Origin of the sequence: Sphingomonas sp. Leaf5 (assembly GCF_001421155.1) — a bacterium.
Taxonomy (GTDB): Bacteria; Pseudomonadota; Alphaproteobacteria; order Sphingomonadales; family Sphingomonadaceae; genus Sphingomonas.
In genome coordinates, this window is the sequence record NZ_LMJZ01000003.1 from 101116 (window position 1) to 117449 (window position 16334).

General features: G+C 67.7%; 13 protein-coding genes. 10 read left to right on the top strand and 3 right to left on the bottom strand.

The window, feature by feature from the left end; translation table 11 throughout:
- Window positions 1–148: 148 nt before the first annotated feature.
- Together ASE50_RS04690 and ASE50_RS04695 are read right to left on the bottom strand one after the other, a co-directional pair.
- Window positions 149–1621: a hypothetical protein gene (locus ASE50_RS04690; protein WP_056396326.1), complete on the bottom strand. Its 1473-nt coding sequence runs from the start codon at window positions 1619–1621 to the stop codon at window positions 149–151.
- 4 nt (window positions 1622–1625) lie between these two features.
- Entirely contained in the window at window positions 1626–3233 is a 1608-nt protein-coding gene (locus tag ASE50_RS04695; protein ID WP_082438797.1) for an inorganic phosphate transporter, read from the bottom strand.
- Window positions 3234–3451: 218 nt separating this feature from the next.
- On the opposite strand from ASE50_RS04695, the gene ASE50_RS04700 reads away from it, so the two are divergent.
- The 7 genes from ASE50_RS04700 (at window position 3452) to ASE50_RS04730 (ending at window position 11909) form a co-directional block, all read left to right on the top strand.
- Complete coding sequence (locus ASE50_RS04700) at window positions 3452–3811, top strand: hypothetical protein (protein WP_056001243.1); 360 nt, start codon at window positions 3452–3454, stop codon at window positions 3809–3811.
- 83 nt (window positions 3812–3894) lie between these two features.
- Window positions 3895–4308 carry a DUF2147 domain-containing protein gene (locus ASE50_RS04705; RefSeq protein ID WP_056001240.1) on the top strand — a complete coding sequence of 138 codons (414 nt, stop codon included), beginning with the start codon at window positions 3895–3897 and terminating at the stop codon, window positions 4306–4308.
- Window positions 4301–6916 carry a bifunctional lysylphosphatidylglycerol flippase/synthetase MprF gene (mprF, locus tag ASE50_RS04710; RefSeq protein ID WP_056396329.1) on the top strand — a complete coding sequence of 872 codons (2616 nt, stop codon included), beginning with the start codon at window positions 4301–4303 and terminating at the stop codon, window positions 6914–6916. Before ASE50_RS04705 ends, mprF begins: the two co-directional genes overlap by 8 nt.
- Window positions 6913–7662, top strand: a complete 750-nt coding sequence (locus ASE50_RS04715; RefSeq protein WP_056396331.1) for an AcvB/VirJ family lysyl-phosphatidylglycerol hydrolase — start codon at window positions 6913–6915, stop codon at window positions 7660–7662. The genes mprF and ASE50_RS04715 overlap by 4 nt, the downstream gene beginning before the upstream one ends.
- Window positions 7663–7760: 98 nt before the next feature.
- A complete protein-coding gene (locus ASE50_RS04720; RefSeq protein WP_056396334.1) occupies window positions 7761–8897 on the top strand; it encodes an HlyD family secretion protein in 1137 nt (378 codons plus the stop codon).
- A 1-nt stretch (window position 8898) separates the two neighbouring features.
- Complete coding sequence (locus ASE50_RS04725) at window positions 8899–10455, top strand: MDR family MFS transporter (protein ID WP_056001229.1); 1557 nt, start codon at window positions 8899–8901, stop codon at window positions 10453–10455.
- Window positions 10455–11909, top strand: a complete 1455-nt coding sequence (locus ASE50_RS04730; protein WP_056396337.1) for an efflux transporter outer membrane subunit — start codon at window positions 10455–10457, stop codon at window positions 11907–11909. The genes ASE50_RS04725 and ASE50_RS04730 overlap by 1 nt, the downstream gene beginning before the upstream one ends.
- Here the strand turns inward: ASE50_RS04730 and ASE50_RS04735 are convergent.
- Window positions 11851–12432, bottom strand: coding sequence for a TetR/AcrR family transcriptional regulator (locus ASE50_RS04735; protein ID WP_056396340.1), 582 nt, complete (start codon window positions 12430–12432; stop codon window positions 11851–11853). The genes ASE50_RS04730 and ASE50_RS04735 overlap by 59 nt on opposite strands.
- Before the next feature lie 218 nt (window positions 12433–12650).
- Between ASE50_RS04735 and ASE50_RS04740 the strand changes: the two genes are divergently transcribed.
- The 3 genes from ASE50_RS04740 (at window position 12651) to groL (ending at window position 16179) form a co-directional block, all read left to right on the top strand.
- Complete coding sequence (locus tag ASE50_RS04740; RefSeq protein WP_235512161.1) at window positions 12651–14042, top strand: MATE family efflux transporter; 1392 nt, start codon at window positions 12651–12653, stop codon at window positions 14040–14042.
- A gap of 139 nt (window positions 14043–14181) precedes the next feature.
- The gene (groES, locus tag ASE50_RS04745) at window positions 14182–14469 is read left to right on the top strand and encodes a co-chaperone GroES (protein ID WP_056001221.1); all 288 of its coding nucleotides are present in this window, start codon (window positions 14182–14184) and stop codon (window positions 14467–14469) included.
- A 66-nt stretch (window positions 14470–14535) separates the two neighbouring features.
- On the top strand, window positions 14536–16179 hold the full coding sequence (gene groL, locus ASE50_RS04750) for a chaperonin GroEL (RefSeq protein ID WP_056396342.1): 1644 nt from the start codon (window positions 14536–14538) through the stop codon (window positions 16177–16179).
- Window positions 16180–16334: the final 155 nt, after the last annotated feature.

A 16334-nucleotide genomic window follows, 5' to 3' on the forward strand; every position in this document is an offset into this window, starting at 1 on the left:
TTCACGCGGAGGCGCGGAGACGCGGAGGAGTGACGTTCCGGGCAACGCCTCGCGACCGGGAGACACCTGCTCCAGTGGCAGCACAGAGAAGGTCGCTGACGCGGCAAGGTCTTGCCGTGGCGCACCCCCTCCGCGGCTCCGCGAACCCCTACCTTCTTACCCTTGCCCGCCCGACCAACACCGCCAAAGCAACCGTCAGCAACCCGGCAACCAAAGCCCAGATCGCCAGCCCCTGCCACGGCGTATACCCGAACCACTCATCGGCCACCGTCCGCAGATAGCCTGGATCGAACCGCGCCGCGAATACCGACTTCGCCAGTGCGCGCGGTTCGTCCTGCGGGGCGGTGATCTCGGCACTCGCGATCGCCATGTTCAACGTAACCGATCCGGCCAGCAGCGCGCCGACTGCCACCCGCGACCAGCGCGTCGTCCGTGCCCAGAAGGCACCGATGCCGATGCACAGGAACCCGACCGCGGGCAGCGCATGGCGTGGCCCGGTCGCGTTGCCGCCGTCCCAGTAATAATAAGAGGCATTGATCAGGAACGGCACCACCGCCCCCGCCACGGCCAGCCAGCCGAGATCGCGTGTGGCGCGATCCCGCACCAGCATCGCCAGCCCGAACGGCGCGACGATCAGGATCGGCGCGACCCACAACATGCCGCGCCGCTCGCCGAAGATCAGTTCGAACAGTACATAGGGCTTGGGATAGGTCAGCCCGAACAGCCCCTGCTGCATCCCCGAAAAGTCGGTGACGCCCGAATAGCCGAGCCGGAACACCGTCCCGAACGCGATCAGGTTATAGGCGAGCAGCACGACCAGCGCGCTTGCTCCCGCAGCCAGCGCGACGGCGGCCGTCCCTATGGCGGTGGCGCGCGGCAGATCGCGCAACCGCCACAGCGCGAAGCCGGCGACCGGCAGCCCGGCGATCAACGCCGAATGCTCGATCAGCACCGCCCAGCCAAGCGCCAGCCCGGCGACGACGGCATGGCCCCGCGATCGCGCCGGCCCGGTCCCGCGCCACACCGCCCAGCTTGCGATCAGTAGCAGCGCGGCGACCGGCGCATGGCCGAAGATCGTCGTCGACCATCCCCAGACGGTGGTACCCAGCCCGTACGCCAGCGCCGCGACCGCCCCCGCCTCGATATCGCCGGTGATCCGGCGAACGAAGTCGTAGAGCAGCATCGCCGCCAGCGCGCTCAACACCGCACAGATCGTCACCGCGACCAGCCGGATGCGGATCTTTAGGAAGCGGTTGAACGCGGCATTTTCGAAGGCGGGGATGAAGGCATCGGCGCGTTGCCCCGATATCCGGTCGGCAAGGACGACGGCGGGAATGCCGAGCACGGTCATCCCCGGTGCCTTGTCCGAATAATAATGGGTGCCGAACTGCGCCTTGTCGATCGTCAGCGGCGCGAATTCGTCGATCGTCGCGTCACCCTGTTCGACCAGCGACAGCGTGGCGAACATCCGCACGGCGTTGTTGGGATTGAACTCCCACGATCCGAACCATGCGCAGGAGAACCATACGAGGATCAGGATCAGCCATGCCACCGGATCGCGGCGGAGCGGCACGACCGGCACCGCATCGGGCCGGTCGACCCGCTCCGCCGCTCCCGTCATCCGATCAGAAGACCCGGTTGAGCAGCAGGTACAGCGACCCCGACAGCAGCACCGACACCGGCAGCGTCAGCACCCATGCCATCATAAGGTTGCGCACCGTCGACATCTGCAACCCCGACCGGTTCGCCGCCATCGTGCCGGCGACACCCGACGACAGGACATGGGTGGTCGACACCGGCAGGCCCATGCTGTCGGCACCGAAGATCGTCGCCATCGCCACCAGTTCGGCCGACGCGCCCTGCGCATAGGTCAGGTGGGTCTTGCCGATCTTTTCGCCGACAGTGACCACGATCCGCTTCCACCCGACCATCGTGCCGAGGCCGAGGGCAAAGGCGACCGCGACCTTCACCCAGAGCGGGATGAAGCGCGTACCGGCGTCGAGCGAACCGCGATAATCGGTCAGCACCTGCTGATCGCGCTCGTTCAGGCCCAGCGACTTTTCCTTGCCGATGCGCTTCACCGCTTCGGAGGCGAGGTACATGTCGTTGCGCATATTGCCGCTGACGGCGGCCGGCACCTTTGCCAGCGAACCATATTCGCGGACCTGCCGGTCGATCGTGCCGACCAGCGCGGTGACGGCGGGCACGGTTTCGGCGTCCAGCTTGCGCTCGGTGATGTAGCGCTGCGTCTGGGTGCGGGCGGCGGTATCGTCGAGGCTGACTCGTGCACCGCGCGGGCTCAGCACCTGCGTCGCGGCCGCGCTGTTGGTGACGAACTGCGCTTCATATTCGGCGGGCACCGCACGGTTGAGCGCATAAGCGGTCGGAACGGTCCCGATCAGGATCAGCATGATGAGCCCCATACCCTTCTGGCCGTCGTTCGATCCGTGGGCGAAGCTGACGCCGGTGCAGGTGAAGATCAGCAGCGCACGAATCCACATCGGCGGCGGCGTGTCGCCGACCGGTGCCTCGTACAGCTTGCGGTTGCGGATCAGCGTCTTCATCGCGAGGAACAGCAACGCGGCGACCCCGAAACCAATCAGCGGCGAAATCAGCAACGCCTTTCCGATCTCGGTCGCCTTGTCCCAATCGACGCCGGCCGATCCGCTGCGCCCCTGCAGGATCGCGTTGGCGACGCCGACGCCGATGATCGATCCGATCAGCGTGTGCGACGACGACGACGGAATGCCCAGCGCCCAGGTGGCGAGGTTCCACACGATCGCCGCGATCAGCAGCGCGAATACCATCGCAAAGCCCGAGGACGACCCGACCTGCAGAATCAGTTCGATCGGCAGCAGCGAGATGATGCCGAACGCGACCGCGCCGGTCGACAGCAGCACGCCGAGGAAATTGAAGAAGCCCGACCACACGACCGCGACATGCGCGGGCATCGAATTGGTGTAGATCACCGTCGCCACCGCATTGGCGGTATCGTGGAACCCGTTCACGAATTCGAAGCCCAGCGCGATGATCAGCGCCAGCACCAGCAGCCCGAACGGCATCAGCGTCAGCGGATCGACGCTCGCCGCCGCCGCATCGCGATACACGTTGTAGACGACATAGCCGAGTGCGGCGACGACCGCCGCGGCGAATCCAAACGTACCGGCACGACCAAAGCTGTCGTCCAGTTTCGGGCCGGGGCGTACATCCCGCTCCAGCGCTGCGCTCGTCATCGAAATTCCCCTGCCGAATGAACGAATCGCCCTACCGGCGAAGTGTGACAGTTGCACACCGCCCCCGCGTCGGCATCGCGGTCGGCGAGCGGCCCATAGCCGATGGAAGATGCTTTGGCGATATGATGCGAAAGGCTGGTCGGCCACGGTTTATCCGCCGGCCGCGCCCTTTTCTGTGCTTGACGCAGACGCCCGCTTCGCCGCACCGCAGGGTGGCCATGACCGACCGCATCGATCCGCCGCGCGCCGGACGGCGCAACCGTCGCGACCTGCTCGACGAGCGGACCTGTCAGATGATCTGCCCGATCGCCGCGGCGATGGTCGGCGTCTGCCTGACCGGCATCGGGCTGCTCCACGTCACCATCACCCTGCGCGCGCGCCAGACCTTTGCGGACGACCTGTTGTCGATCGACGCGCTGATGTTCCTGATCGCGACGCTCAGCGCCTATTTCGCGCTGCGGGTACAGGGCGTGCGGCGACTGCACTGGCTGGAACGGATCGCGGATACGGCCTTCATCATCGCGATGCTGTTGCTGACCGCCGCCTGCTTCTTCATCACCTACTCGCTCAACCGGTGAATCATTACCGATTGTTCAGCGCGCGCTGAACAATCGGCAAGAATAAAACCGCTACACGCCCCAGGATGAAGGGGATGTGAGCGATGCGCAGGTGGTTGGCGATTTTGGCGATGACACTGGCGGTGCCGGCGGGCGCGGCGGAAGCGCCCCAGCCCGCCGGGCTGTGGCTCAGCCCGCATAGCGATGTGGCGGTCCGCACCGCGCCGTGCGGCAACCGGCTGTGCGGCTGGGTGGTCTGGGCCAGTGCGACCGCGCAGGCCGATGCCCGCGCCGGCGGCACCGACCGGCTGATCGGCACCGAATTGCTCGAAGACTATACCGCCGACGGGCGCGGCACCTGGTCGGGCATGGTGTTCGTCCCCGATATGGGCCGGCGGTTCTCGTCGCGGATCGAACAGCCCTCGGTCGATCGCCTGCAGATTCGGGGCTGCCTGCTCGGCGACATGCTGTGCCGGACCCAGATGTGGACCCGGATCGCGCAAGTGCCCCATGGCTGACCTGCGCCGCTGGATCGAACGCTATCGGACGCCGATCAGCGTTCTGATCGTCCTCGTACTGATCGGACTGGGCTTTGCGGCGCTGGAGCATCTGACGCAGGAAGTCCGCTTCGACGATGTCCGCGCGGCAATGCACGCGCTGTCGCCGCACCGGATCGTGCTGGCGCTGATGGCGACGGCGGGCAGCTATCTCGCGCTGACCTTCTACGACGTGCTGGCGCTGAGCGTCATCGGACGCCCGCTGCCGTGGCGCACCGCCGCGCTCGCCTCGTTCACCAGCTATACGCTCAGCCATAATCTCGGCCTCGCCCTGCTGACCGGTGGATCGGCGCGCTACCGCGTCTATACCACCGCCGGACTCGACGGACCCGACGTCGCCCGCGTCATCGCGATCGCCAGCGGTACCTTCTGGGCCGGGGTGATCAGCGTCACCGGCGTGGCGCTGCTGCTGCATCACGGCCCCCTCGACCTTGTCGGGCTGAAGCTCGGCGCGGGTGAGGTCGCGCTGGCCGGCTGGGGCATCGCGGCGCTGACGCTCGGGTCGCTCGCCGCCTGTGCGCTGATGCGCAGCCCGATCCGCCTGTTCGGCTTTTCCATCCCGCTGCCGACGCCGATGCAGCTGTTCCTCCAGATCGCCATCGCGCTGATCGACATCAGCTGCGCCAGCGCCGCCCTGTTCGTGCTGATCCCCGGCGCGACCCCGGCGCTGCTGCCCGCCTTCATCCTCGCCTATGCGCTCGGCATCGTCGCGGCGGTCATCACCCATGTTCCGGGCGGGATCGGTGTGTTCGAGGCGGTGGTGCTGGCGGTCGTCCCCGCCGGCCGCGCCAAGCTGTTCGCCGCGCTGATCGCCTATCGTGTGCTCTACTACCTCCTGCCGCTCGCGCTCGGCATCCTCGTGCTGGCATGGCATGAAGGCGCGCGGCAGCGGCGGCGGCCGGTTCGCTTCCTGTCGGGCGTCCGCGCCGTCGCCACCGGCGTCGCCCCGCTGGCACTCAGCGCCGCGACCTTCACCACCGGCGCGATGCTGCTGCTGTCGGGATCGCTGCCCTCGGTCCGCGCGCGCATGGGCGACCTTGCCGCGATCCTGCCGCTGCCGATGATCGAGGCGAGCAGCATCGCCGCCAGCCTGACCGGCACCGGCCTGCTGCTGCTGGCCCCCGCGCTCTATCGCCGGCTCGACGGCGCGTTCGTCGCCGCTCGCGCGCTGTTGATCGCGGCCGCGCTGTTCTCGATCGGCAAGGGGCTGGATTATGAGGAAGCGACGATCTGCCTGACCGTCGCCGCGCTGCTGCAATGGACCCGCAGCGCCTTTTATCGCCGCACGACGCTGACCAGCCAGCCGATCGGTCCCGGCTGGGTCGCATCGGTCGCGGCGGTCATCGCGCTGACGATCTGGGCGGGCTTCTTTGCGTATCGCCACGTGCCCTATTCGGAAAATCTGTGGTGGAAATTCGCGCTGAACAGCGATGCGCCGCGCTTCCTGCGCGCGTCGCTGGGCGTGATCGTGATGCTGGCGGGGGCGTGCATCTGGCGGTTGATGGCACCGACCGCCGCTGCTGCCCGCACCATGCCCTCGGTCGTCGATGCCGCCAGCGTCCGCCGCATCCTGACCCAGGCCAACCGGACCGATGCAATGCTGGCGCTGACCGGCGACAAGCGTTTCCTGCTGTCCGACGCCGGCGACGCCTTCGTCATGTATCAGGTGTACGGTGCCAGCTGGATCGCGATGGGCGATCCGGTCGGCCCGCGCGATGCGTGGGGCGAATTGCTGTGGAACCTGCGCGATCTGGCCGATCGCGAACAGGGGCGGCTGCTGCTCTACGAAGTCTCCTCCCCCGTCCTCGACATCGCGATCGGCATGGGGCTGAACATCGTCAAATATGGCGAGGATGCGGTGGTCGACCTGACCACCTTCACCCTCGACACCCCCCGCCTGCGCGCGCTGCGCAAGTCCGAACGCGCGGTCGCGCGCAAGGGCGCGACGCTGCACATCGTCGCCGCCAGCGAGCTCGGCAGCATCATCGACGAACTGGAAAGCGTGTCCGACGAATGGCTGACGGCCAAGGCACAGCGCGAAAAGGGCTTCAGCCTCGGCCATTTCGACCGCGCCTATCTCAGCCATTTCGACGTGGCGGTGGTGACGATCGACGACCGCATCGTCGCCTTCGCGAATCTGTGGCTCACCGCGTCGAAGAACGAAGCCTCGGTCGACCTGATGCGGCACCGGGTCGATGCGCCGCCGGGAACGATGGACTTTCTGCTGGTCGACCTGATGCTGTGGGCGCAGGCACAGGGCTATGCCCGCTTCTCGCTCGGCATGGCGCCGTTGTCGGGGATCGAGGATCGCCGGCTCGCCCCCGCCTGGGCCAAGGCGGCGGCATTCATCTTCCGCCATGGCGAGCGGTTCTACGGCTTCCGCGGCCTGCGCACCTACAAGGAGAAGTTCGCGCCCGGATGGGAGCCGCGCTACATCGCCGGCCCCGGCGGCATCGGCCTGTTGCAGAGCCTGCGCGACCTTTCCCGCCTGATCGGTCGCCCGCAGCCCGCCCAGTATCTGCCCCCCGCCCCGGCCCCCGCCCCCCTGCCAGCGAAAGTCCACCCATGAGCCTGTCGCCCCGCGCCCGCCGCACCCGCCTGCGCCGCCGGATCGGCATCGGTGCACTTCTCGCCGGGCTGCTGGTCCTGCTCGGCCTTGCCGCCCCGGCGCTGCACCTGATCGATACCCAGTCGATCCGCTTCTTTCAGGGAAAGAAGCATCCCGACGTCGTCGCCGTCTATTTCTCCGGCGACATGGGATTGCGCTTCGGCATGGGCAGCAAGGTCGTGCCGGCGCTTGCCGCGCACGGCATTCCGGTGATCGGGGTCAGCTCGCCGGTCAATTTCGGCACCACCCGCAGCCGCGAACAGGCCGATGCGATCGTCGTCAGCGCCATCCGCACCGCGCTGGCGCAGACCGGGGCGCGCCGCGTGATCCTGATGGGCCAGTCGTTCGGTGCTGACATCGTCTCGGCGATCGCACCCGACCTGCCCGCCGACCTGCGGGCAAAGGTCGCGGCGATCAACGTCGTCGTACCGGCGCAGACCGTCTTCTTCCGCTCCGACCCGACCGGCATCCTGTATCACGGCACACCCGACGCGCATCCGGCGGCGGCGATGCGCGCCCTGCACTGGGCACCCGTCATCTGCATCTACGGCACCGACGAAACCGAAAGCCTGTGCCCGACCCTGCGGGGCAGCGGGGCGCAGGTCGTCGGCCTGCCCGGCGGGCATTTCCTGCGCAATGACGACCAGTTGCTGGTCGCCACCATCCTCGCAACGCTGCGCACCGCCGATCCTTCGATCCTGATGTAAGGATTCTCCCGCCTCTGCCTTGAACCGGACACTTTGTCCGCTTATTGTGCGATGCAGCGGACGAAGGGGCGTTCCGCGACTCATCGGAACGACGACCCATGACCGACCAGCAGCCCGTTGCCACTGCCGCTGACGAACCGGAAACGGTCAAGCCGACCCGCAAGAACGGCCGGGCGAAGCTCGTCCTGATCGTCGTGCTTCTCGTCGCGCTGGTCGCGGGCATCTGGTGGTACATCGGCTATCAGGACCACGGCAAATATCTGCAAGACACCAACGACGCGACCGTGCAGGCCGACATGGTGACCATCGCTCCGCGCGTGTCGGGCTATGTCGCCGAGGTGCTGGTCGCGGAAAATCAGGACGTTCGCGCAGGCCAGCCGCTGGTCCGCATCGACCCGCGCGACGCGCGCGCGCAGGCGGCGCAGGCCGAGGCGCAGATCGCCGTCGCCGGGGCGCAGGCCGATACCGCCCGCGCCCAGATCAACGAACAATATGCCGCGATCGAACAGGCGCGCGCCCAACTTGCCGCCGCTCGCAGCAAGGCGGCCTATGACGCCGCCGAGGTCGCCCGCTATCGCCCACTCGCCGCATCGGGTGCCGAAACCCGCCAGCAACTGGCGCAACTCGAAGTCACCGCGCGCCAGTCGGCCGACAATGTCCGCGCGGCGGAGGCCGCCGTCGCCGCGCAGCAGCGCCGCGTCGCCTCGCTGGAAAGTCAGGTGGCGCAGGGCCGTGCGCAGGGGCAGGCCGCGCGCGCGCAGCTCGCCGCCGCCAGCGTCGATGTCGGTGCCACGCAACTGACCGCACCGATCGGCGGGCGGATCGGCGACAAGACGGTGACGATCGGCCAATATGTTCAGGCCGGCACGCGGCTGATGTCGGTCGTCCCGCTCGACCGCCTGTATATCACCGCGAATTTCAAGGAAACGCAGCTCGCGCTCATGCGCCCCGGTCAGCCGGTCGAGATCCATGTCGACGCGCTCGACGACGTGGTGGTGAAGGGTCGGGTCGAGAGCCTCGCCCCCGGCACCGGCGCGCAATTCTCGCTGCTGCCGCCGCAGAACGCCACCGGCAACTTCACCAAGATCACACAGCGCGTGCCGGTCCGCGTGTCGATCGAGGCGACGCCCGCCGCCCGCCGCCTGCTGATCCCCGGCCTGTCGGTGACCGTCACCGTCGACACCCGATCGGCCCGCGACGAAATGCAGCAGCTTCGCGAGCAGGCGGGCCGCTGACATGGCCAGTGCGGCGATGACCGCCGCCGCCCCGCCGCAACGTGCCGATCTGAGCGCGTGGCTGGCGGTGATCGCCGGCAATCTCGGTGCACTGATGGCGACGCTCGACATCTCGATCGTCAATTCGGCGCTGCCGACCATCCAGGGGGAAATCGGCGCGAGCGGGACCGAGGGGACGTGGATCGCCACCGCCTATCTGGTCGCCGAGATCGTCATCATCCCGATGGCCGGCTGGTTGCAGCGGATGCTGGGTCTGCGCACCTTCCTGCTGATCGCCGCCGGGCTGTTCACGATCTTCTCGGTCGTCTGCGGCATCGCCACCACCCTGCCGATGATGATTATCGGCCGCGTCGGACAGGGCTTTACCGGCGGGGCGATGATCCCGACCGCGCAGACGATCATCGCCCAGCGCCTGCCGCGATCGCAGCAGCCGATCGGCATCGCCGTATTTGGCGTGACGGCAATTCTGGGGCCAGTGCTGGGGCCGCTGGTCGGCGGCTGGCTGACCGAGAATATCAGCTGGCACTATGCGTTCTTCCTGAACATCCCGATCTGCGCGATCCTCATCACGCTGTTGCTGGTCGGGCTGCCGCACGAGAAATCGAAGCTCGAACTGTTCCGGCAGGCCGACTGGTTCGGCATTGCCGGCCTCGCGCTCGGTCTCGGTGGCCTCACCGTGTTCCTTGAGGACGGGCAGCGCGAACAATGGTTCGATTCCGAATTGATCCGCTGGATGGCGTTCATCACCGCTATCGGCTTCGGCCTGCTCTTCTATGGGCAGGCGACGTCGCAGCGCCCGATCATCAAGCTGAAGCTGCTGCTCGACCGGCAATTCGGATCGGTCGCGCTGATGGGCGTGGTGCTCGGCGTCGTCCTCTACGGCACCAGCTACGCAATTCCGCAATTCCTTGCGGCGCTGGCCGATTACAACGCGTTGCAGGCGGGCAAGGTCGTGCTGCTGTCGGGCATCCCCAGCCTGATCCTGATGACGATGGTCCCGATCCTGCTCAAACGCGTCGATATCCGCATCGCGGTATCGGCCGGGCTGCTCATCATGGGCACGTCGGCGCTGCTCGACGCGAACCTGACCGCGCAATCCTCCGGCCCCGACTTTACCGTGTCGCAGCTGATGCGCGGCGTCGGGCAGATCCTCGCGATGCTGTTCCTCAGCCAGGCCTGTGTCCGCTCGGTCCCGCCCGAGGATGCCGGCGATGCGTCGGGCCTGTTCAACGCGATGCGCAATCTGGGGGGCAGCTTCGCGCTGGCCGGCATTTCGATCCTGCAGGATCAGCGGATGTATTTCCATTCGCGCCGGATCGAGGAAACGCTGAACGCCAACAGCCCTGCGGTGCAGTCCTATGTCACCGGCCTCGGTCAGGCGGCCGGCGACCAGCGCGCCGGTCTGCGGCTCCTGTCGCAACAGATCGCGCAACAGGCGCTGACCATGACCTATAACGACATCTTCTGGATCATGGGCGTCGGCGCGCTTGCCGTCCTGCCGCTGGTCCTGTTCCTGCGCCCGCTACCCACGGGTGCCGAACCGGTAACGGTGCACTGATGACCCGATCCTTTCCCCTGTCCGCCCTGTTGCTGCTCGGTGCCTGCACCGTCGGCCCGAACTATGCCGGTCCGCCGGCGACCGCATCGGACGCGACCCGCTTCGTCCGCGCGACCGATGCGGCGCTGACGCCCGCCCCCGGCCTTGCCCGCTGGTGGGAAGGGCTGAACGACCCGCTGCTCACCCGGCTGGTCGACGATGCGCTGATCCATAGCCCGACCATCGATCTGTCCACCGCGCGTCTGCGTGAGGCGCGGGCGCGACTGACCCAGCAGCGCGTCGGGCAACTGCCCAGCGCCAGCGCCAATGGCACCGCGATCTTTGCCGAACTGCCGCCGATCCAGCCGGATGCGGGCGGCACCAGCGCCAGCTTCTACAATCTCGGCCTCAATGCGTCGTGGGAAGCCGACCTGTTCGGCGGCGGCCGCCGCACGGTCGAACAGGCGCGGGCGACCGCCGGTGCCCGGCAGGCCGATCTTGCCGATGCGCAGGTCTCGCTGTCGGCCGCCGTCGCCCAGGCCTATGTCGCGCTCCGCGACGTCCAGGCACGCATCGGCTTGAGCGACGCCAATACCCGCCTGCAACAGCGCCAGCTCGACCTGACCCGCCAGCGTTTTGCCGCCGGCACCGCGTCGCAACTCGCGATCGAACGGCTCCAGACCCAGCTGGAAAACACGCAGGCCGACGCGATCCCGCTCGCTGCGCAGCGCGACGAATATCTGAACCAGCTGGCGGTCCTGACCGGCCGCACCCCCGGCACGCTCGATGCGACGCTGACCCCGCCCGCCCCGGTGCCGCTGCCGCCGCAACGCATCGCGGTCGGCGATCCCGCCGCGCTGATCGCCCGCCGTCCCGACATCCGCGCCGCCGAGCGCCAGCTTGCTGCCGGCACCGCCGCGATCGGTACAGCCAAGGCGCGCGAACTGCCTGGCATCCGCTTTCTCGGGCTATTGGGCCTTGGCGGCACGTCGCCCGAAAAGATCTTCGATCTCGGCAATCTGGCGGCACTCGCCGTGCCGTCGCTCAACTGGTCGTTCCTCGATTTCGGCCGTGCCAAGGCCGCGACCCGCGTGTCGGAGGCGCAGCGCGATCAGGCCGATGCGACCTATCGCCGCACCGTGCTCGACGCGTTGCAGGATGCCGAGACCGCCCTGTCGCGCTTCGGCAATCGTCGCCGGCAACTGGGGCAGTTGGTGCAGGTGGAGGCGACCGCCGCCCGCGCCGCCGCGCTCAATCGGCAGCGGGTCGCCGCCGGCACCGCCACGCTGATCGACCAGCTCGATATCGAACGCCAGCAGGTCGCCGCCGCCAGTGCCGTCGCCCAGGCGCGCGCCGGCCTGACCCAAAGCTATATCGCGGTGAACAAGGCGCTGGGGCTCGGCTGGACCGATCCGGTCAGCGCGGACGCAGCCCCGCGAACAACAGCCGCAGACCCGTCTCGATCTGCGCGCTGACTTCGTCGTCGCTCATTACCGGCAGCACCAGACTGCCGGCCATGCGCAGCGCCAGCACCAGATCGCGCGCCGTCGCGTCGCCCCGCACCTCGCCGCGCCGCTGGGCTTCGGCAAGGGCGGGGGCAAGGATCGCCTCCATCCGCACCCCCAGCGCCTGAAACGCCGCGCGGTTGGCGTCGTCCAGATGCAACTCGGCCGAAATCCGCGCGAAGAGCGAGAACGCCCCGGCCCCGGTACGGACCATCGCCGCGATCGTCTGCGCGATCGGCAGCGCCGGGTCGACCAGCGCCGCCAGCCGATCGACCGCGCGCGAAAAGATCGCCAGCGCCAGCGCCTCGCGATCGTCGAAGTTGCGATACAGCGTCGCCCGCCCGACCCCGGCCGCCGCCGCGACGGTTTCCAGCGGCACGCCATAGCCCTGTTCGGCGAAACAGGTCGCCGCCGCATCGATCAGCGCGTCGCGGCGACGGGCGGCATCGCGGCGCGGTGCGCGGATCGACCGTGGCTCGGCATCGTCGTTCATCCCGGTGCCCTACCGGGAAAAGGGGGCGGCGTCATCGGCCCGACACGCTCCATCGCCTCCATCGTCACTCCCGCGAAGGCGGGAGTCCATAAACGCTGCCGGTGCGGACCCTGCCAAAACGTTGGCGTGTATGGATTCCCGCCTGCGCGGGAATGACGCGTGAATTACCTCCACGCCCCCAACTGGCCTCCCCCCGCCAAAACCACTACACGCCCCCCGTGACCAACGCCGCTGCCCCTGCCGCGCCCGCCAGCGCCCGTGCCGAACTCGCTGCGACGTTGCGGCTGGCAGCCCCGCTCGTCGGCGCGAATCTGTTGCAGATGGCAGTCTATGCCGTCGATGTGGTGTTCGTCGCCCGGCTGGGTGCGGTCGAACTCGCCGCCGCGACTCTGGGCGTCTATCTTTATAGCGTCATCCTGTTCGCCCTGTCGGGGCTGGTCGGGGCCGCCGCGCCGATCATCGCCGCCGAACTGGGTCGTCGCCATCATGCCGTGCGCGAGGTGCGGCGCTCGTTCCGGATGGGCGCGTGGATCGCGGTGCTGGGCAGCCTGCCGTTCATGGCGCTGCTGGCGCATGGCGAAAGCCTGTTGCTGCTCGCCGGACAGGATCCGCGCGTCGCGGTGCGCGCCGATGCGTTTCTCGACATCCTGTTATGGGCGATGATCCCGGCGCTGGCGGGCAATGTCATGCGGATCACCGCCTCGGCGCTCGGCCGCGCCGGCTGGGCGATGGCGATCACCGCGCTGGGTCTCGGCGTGTCGATCCTTGCCAACTGGCTGCTGGTGTTCGGCAATCTCGGCTTTCCGGCCTGGGGGCTGGAGGGGTCGGCGGTGGCCAGTCTCAGCACCGCGATCGCGATGATGATCGCCTATGCGGTGGTGCTGGTCGCCGATCGCAGGCTGCGGCGCTTCCATCTGTTCGGCAATTGGTGGCGCGGCGAATGGACCCGCCTGCGCCAGATTTTTGTGTTGGGGCTACCGATCGCGGCGACGATGACATTCGAAGGCGCGCTGTTCTCCGCGGCCGGATTCCTGATGGGCCTGATCGGCGTGACCGAGGTCGCGGCCCATGCCATCGCGTTGCAGATCGCGGCCTTCCTGTTCCAGGTGCCGTTCGGCATCGCACAGGCGGCGACGATCCGCGTCGGCCTTGCCTATGGGGCCGGCGACCGCATCTGGATCGCGCGCGCCGGATGGTCGGCGCTGATCGTCGGCACCGGCTTCATGGGGTTCACCGCGCTGCTGCTATGGGTCGCGCCGCGCGCCTTCCTGTCGATCTATATCGAACCGCAGGCACCGGCCAATGCGGCGATGGTCGCGCTGGCGCTGCAATATCTCGCCATCGCCGCCATCTTCCAGCTGGCCGATGGTGCGCAGGCGGTCGCGGCGGGGGTCCTGCGCGGGGTTCAGGATACGCGAGTGCCGATGGTGATCGCGTTCGTCGGCTATTGGGGCGTCGGCTTCACCGCCTCGGTCGCGCTCGGCTTCTGGACCGATCTGGCCGGGATCGGGGTATGGATCGGCCTTGCGCTCGGATTGCTGGCGGTCGCGCTGCTGCTGGTCGACCGCTGGCGCCGGCGCGAACGGCTGGGGCTGGTTCGACCCGTCTGACGGGGGCCACGTATCACCTGCAAAATTGTTCCGACCCCGCTTGACGCTCGATGAACGGCTCCACATATCCGGGCGGCTGGCACTCCCGAATGGTGAGTGCCAGGAACAGTTTCGTTTTACCAATCAAAGGGAACCGCGCATGAACTTCCGTCCGCTGCATGACCGCGTGCTCGTCCGCCGCGTCGAGGCCGAGGAAAAGACGCTCGGCGGGATCATCATCCCCGACACCGCCAAGGAAAAGCCGCAGGAAGGCGAGGTCGTCGCCGCCGGCACCGGCGCACGCACCGAAACCGGCACGATCACGCCGCTCGACGTCAAGGCCGGCGACCGCATCCTGTTCGGCAAGTGGTCGGGCACCGAGGTCAAGGTCAACGGTGAAGACCTGCTCATCATGAAGGAAAGCGACATCCTCGGGATCGTCGGCTGACCTTCCGTCGCATTCGCGTGGCGAGTGTGACTTTCGTGACTTTTGAGATTTGGAAAGGGTAGCCACATGGCAGCCAAGGAAGTAAAATTCGGTCGTGACGCACGCGAACGCATCCTGCGCGGCGTCGACATCCTCGCCGACGCGGTGAAGGTCACGCTGGGGCCAAAGGGCCGCAACGTCGTGATCGACAAGTCGTTCGGTGCGCCCCGCATCACCAAGGACGGTGTGTCGGTCGCCAAGGAAATCGAACTGAAGGACAAGTTCGAGAACATGGGCGCGCAGATGGTGCGCGAAGTGGCCTCGAAGACCAACGACATCGCGGGCGACGGCACCACCACCGCCACCGTGCTGGCGCAGGCGATCGTCCGCGAAGGCATGAAGTCGGTCGCCGCCGGCATGAACCCGATGGACCTGAAGCGCGGCATCGACATCGCCGTGACCAAGGTGGTCGAGGACATCAAGGCCCGTTCGAAGCCGGTGTCGGGCACCAACGAGATCGCCCAGGTCGGCATCATCTCGGCCAATGGCGACCGTGAAGTCGGCGAGAAGATCGCCGAAGCCATGGAAAAGGTCGGCAAGGAAGGCGTCATCACCGTCGAGGAAGCCAAGGGCCTCGAATTCGAGCTGGACGTCGTCGAAGGCATGCAGTTCGACCGCGGCTATCTGTCGCCATACTTCATCACCAACCCGGAAAAGATGCAGGTCGAACTGACCGACCCGTACATCCTGATCCACGAGAAGAAGCTGTCGTCGCTGCAGGCGATGCTGCCGATCCTCGAAGCGGTGGTGCAGTCGGGCCGTCCGCTCCTCATCATCGCCGAGGACATCGAAGGCGAAGCGCTGGCGACCCTCGTCGTCAACAAGCTGCGCGGCGGCCTGAAGGTCGCAGCGGTCAAGGCTCCGGGCTTCGGCGATCGTCGCAAGGCGATGCTCGAAGACATCGCGATCCTGACCAAGGGCGAAGTCATCAGCGAAGACCTCGGCATCAAGCTCGAGACCGTGACGCTGGGCATGCTCGGCACCGCCAAGCGCGTGACGATCGACAAGGACAACACCACGCTGGTCGACGGTGCCGGTGAAGCCGACGCGATCAAGGGCCGCACCGATGCGATCCGTCAGCAGATCGAAGTCACCTCGTCGGACTATGACCGTGAAAAGCTGCAGGAGCGTCTGGCGAAGCTCGCCGGTGGCGTCGCGGTCATCAAGGTCGGCGGTGCGACCGAAGTCGAGGTCAAGGAGCGCAAGGACCGCGTCGACGACGCGCTGCACGCAACCCGCGCAGCCGTCGAAGAAGGCATCGTCCCCGGTGGCGGCACCGCGCTGCTGTACGCGACCAAGGCGCTCGAAGGCGTCACCGGCGCGAACGACGACCAGACGCGCGGCGTCGACATCGTCCGCAAGTCGCTGACCTCGCTGGTGCGTCAGATCGCGCAGAATGCCGGCCATGACGGTGCGGTCGTCTCGGGCAAGCTGCTCGACCAGACCGACACGTCGTTCGGCTTCAACGCCGCGACCGACGTGTACGAGAACCTCGTCGCCGCCGGCGTGATCGACCCGACCAAGGTCGTCCGCACCGCGCTGCAGAATGCGGCATCGGTCGCCGGCCTGCTCATCACCACCGAAGCGACCGTTTCGGAACTGCCGGACGACAAGGGCGCAGCGATGCCCGCCGGCGGCGGCATGGGCGGCATGGGCGGCATGGACTTCTGATTTTGGACCGGGGGAGCCACGCTCCCCCGGACACAAAATCGGAACGGCCGGCGGGTGCCAAGGCACCCGACCGACGGGCACCGGCTTTGCCGGTGTCGGATCCAGACGCAGAAAAGGCCGGGAAGGGAACCCCCCTTCCTGGCCTTTTTCTGTTC

Bases quoted from the DNA above. Each gene is read 5' to 3' on its own strand.
- ASE50_RS04730 (WP_056396337.1), top strand. From the start codon at position 10,455: ATGACCCGATCCTTTCCCCTGTCCGCCCTGTTGCTGCTCGGTGCCTGC.
- ASE50_RS04725 (WP_056001229.1), top strand. From the start codon at position 8,899: ATGGCCAGTGCGGCGATGACCGCCGCCGCCCCGCCGCAACGTGCCGAT.
- groL (WP_056396342.1), top strand. From the start codon at position 14,536: ATGGCAGCCAAGGAAGTAAAATTCGGTCGTGACGCACGCGAACGCATC.
- ASE50_RS04690 (WP_056396326.1), bottom strand. From the start codon at position 1,621: ATGACGGGAGCGGCGGAGCGGGTCGACCGGCCCGATGCGGTGCCGGTC.
- ASE50_RS04720 (WP_056396334.1), top strand. From the start codon at position 7,761: ATGACCGACCAGCAGCCCGTTGCCACTGCCGCTGACGAACCGGAAACG.
- mprF (WP_056396329.1), top strand. From the start codon at position 4,301: ATGGCTGACCTGCGCCGCTGGATCGAACGCTATCGGACGCCGATCAGC.
- ASE50_RS04735 (WP_056396340.1), bottom strand. From the start codon at position 12,432: ATGAACGACGATGCCGAGCCACGGTCGATCCGCGCACCGCGCCGCGAT.
- groES (WP_056001221.1), top strand. From the start codon at position 14,182: ATGAACTTCCGTCCGCTGCATGACCGCGTGCTCGTCCGCCGCGTCGAG.
- ASE50_RS04700 (WP_056001243.1), top strand. From the start codon at position 3,452: ATGACCGACCGCATCGATCCGCCGCGCGCCGGACGGCGCAACCGTCGC.
- ASE50_RS04695 (WP_082438797.1), bottom strand. From the start codon at position 3,233: ATGACGAGCGCAGCGCTGGAGCGGGATGTACGCCCCGGCCCGAAACTG.
- ASE50_RS04705 (WP_056001240.1), top strand. From the start codon at position 3,895: ATGCGCAGGTGGTTGGCGATTTTGGCGATGACACTGGCGGTGCCGGCG.
- ASE50_RS04715 (WP_056396331.1), top strand. From the start codon at position 6,913: ATGAGCCTGTCGCCCCGCGCCCGCCGCACCCGCCTGCGCCGCCGGATC.